The 2,012-nt window shown below is 72.6% G+C and carries 2 protein-coding genes; one reads left to right on the top strand and one right to left on the bottom strand.

The features are described from left to right. A partial coding sequence (locus RIF68_RS35325) for an Lrp/AsnC family transcriptional regulator (RefSeq protein ID WP_309055672.1) occupies positions 1 to 863 on the bottom strand: 863 nt, incomplete at its 3' end. Between the two features lie 106 nt (positions 864 to 969). On the opposite strand from RIF68_RS35325, the gene RIF68_RS35330 reads away from it, so the two are divergent. Next, a partial coding sequence (locus RIF68_RS35330; RefSeq protein WP_309055674.1) for an ABC transporter substrate-binding protein occupies positions 970 to 2,012 on the top strand: 1,043 nt, incomplete at its 3' end.

Here is a 2,012-nt window from a genome sequence, read left to right on the forward strand (position 1 = left end):
TTGGCCTCGGTGGCCGTGGACGCGGACAGGCGGGTGTCGCGCAGGGCCGCCAGTTCCTCGGCGGCTCCGGCGAGTGCGGCGGGCGGAACACTCATCCACACCGTGAAGCTGGTGTGCCAGCCGGTGTGCGGCTGCGCGGCTTCGCAGCGCAGTACCGCCTTGCCGCTGCTCAGGACCCCGGCCAGCAGGCGCCGCACCGTCGCCTCGGGCCGACCGAGCTCGGCGGCGAGCGAGACGAGGGAGCGGCGCCCGTCGGGAGCGAGGGCGAGGATCAGACGGCGTTCCTCCGCGGTGACGGGACCGGGATCGGGTCGAGGTCCGGCCCCGGAGGCGGGCAGGCCACGCTGCTGGTCCCGGGAGAGCGAGTCGAACCGCCACTGACTGGCCTCGCGGTGCAGGTGCTGCACGAGGTGGGTGCGGGTGCCCGTCACGCCGGGAATCCTGCCGAGGGCGAGGACGTATTCGGTCATCGCGACCCTGTGACGGGTGGCGACGGTCAGCAGCAGGTCGCTGGAGCCTGCCACCATCTCCACGCTGAGCGCCTGCGGGTGCCGGGCGCACTCGGCGGCGAGGGCCTCGCGGTCCTGCGGCAGGCAGTTGACTTCGATCAACGCCAGGGCCCCGTACGCCACCTGGGACGCGCCGGTGTAACAGGTGACCCACGCCGTCCCGGAGTCCCGGAGTCTGGCCCAGCGCCGCGAGAGGGTCGCCGCGTCCACGCCGAGAGGCCCGGCGAGCTGGGCCCAGGGAGCGCGGGGCGCCACCTGGAGGGCGGTGATGAGCTCCAGGTCGAGTTCATCCAGTGTCGAACCGAGGGCGGTCGCGCTCGTCGCCCGAGGCGCGCTCGTGGCGCATTCCCGCATCAGCTCCACCTCCGGACACGGATTCTTGCAATTCCGGGGTGTCGCCGGAAGGGGGCTGATCCTGTAGCCCACCTCACACCGCCTCCTCCTTTCCCGGAGTTACGTCATGCACCGTCCCCGGTTCCTCAGCGGCGCCCTCGCGGTCGCCGCCGCCTCGCTCCTGACCTCCGCCTGTACGACCGGATCCAGTTCCTCCGCGGAAGGCGGCGGCACGGGCGGCGCCCAGGGCGGGGGGACCGTCAGGCTCGCTCTCACGTCGGACGTGACGACTTTCGATCCGATCGGGCAACAGGCGGCGAGCGACTACGTCGTGGGGCGCCTGATGTACGAGACGCTGGTCGGCCAGGACGACGGCGGTGCCGTCGTCCCCCGGCTCGCCCGGACGTGGAAGCAGTCCCCGACCGGCGTGACGTTCACCCTGAGGAAGGGGGTGACCTGCTCGGACGGCAAGCCGCTGACCGCGTCGCAGGTCGCCGCCTCGCTCACCCGCTACCGGACGACCTCGGCCGGCGCCGCGATGACCTTCGGTCCGGGCAACACCGGCGCCGGGACCACGATCACCGCCGACGACGAGGCCGGCACCGTCGGCATCGAACTGGCCGCTCCCTGGGGCGAACTCCTTCCGGGTCTGGCCAACAGCACCACCGGCGTCGTCTGCTCTCCTGGCCTCGCCGCCGGGGACCGGCTCGGCAGAGGCGCCGTGGCGGGTGCGGGGACCGGTCCGTACGAGCTGGTGCGGGCCGAGCGCGGATCGGCGTACGAGCTGAAGCTGCGCAAGGGCTACGACGCCTGGCCCCCGTACGCGTCGATGCCCGCGGGCAGGCCGGCAGGCACCCTGAGGGTGTCGGTCGTGAGGAACGAGTCGACTCTCGCCAACCAGCTCCGGACGGGGGCCGTCGACTTCGGGGCGTTCACCGGACCCGACGCGGCCCGCTTCGGCAAGGGCGGCTTCACGATCGAGGCGGCTCCCCTCATCCGCAACTTCGTCGCCTTCAACCAGCGCGAGGGCCACCCGGGCGCCGACCCGGAGATCCGCAGGGCGGTGGCACAGGCGATCGACGCGAACGCGTTCAACAAGGTCTTCGGCGGCACGGGCCAGGTCATGACCTCGTACGTGGACGCCAAGGCGCCCTGTGTCTCCACCGATCC

This window comes from Streptomyces sp. (genome assembly GCF_031178505.1).
Classification (GTDB): domain Bacteria; phylum Actinomycetota; class Actinomycetes; order Streptomycetales; family Streptomycetaceae; genus Streptomyces; species Streptomyces gulbargensis.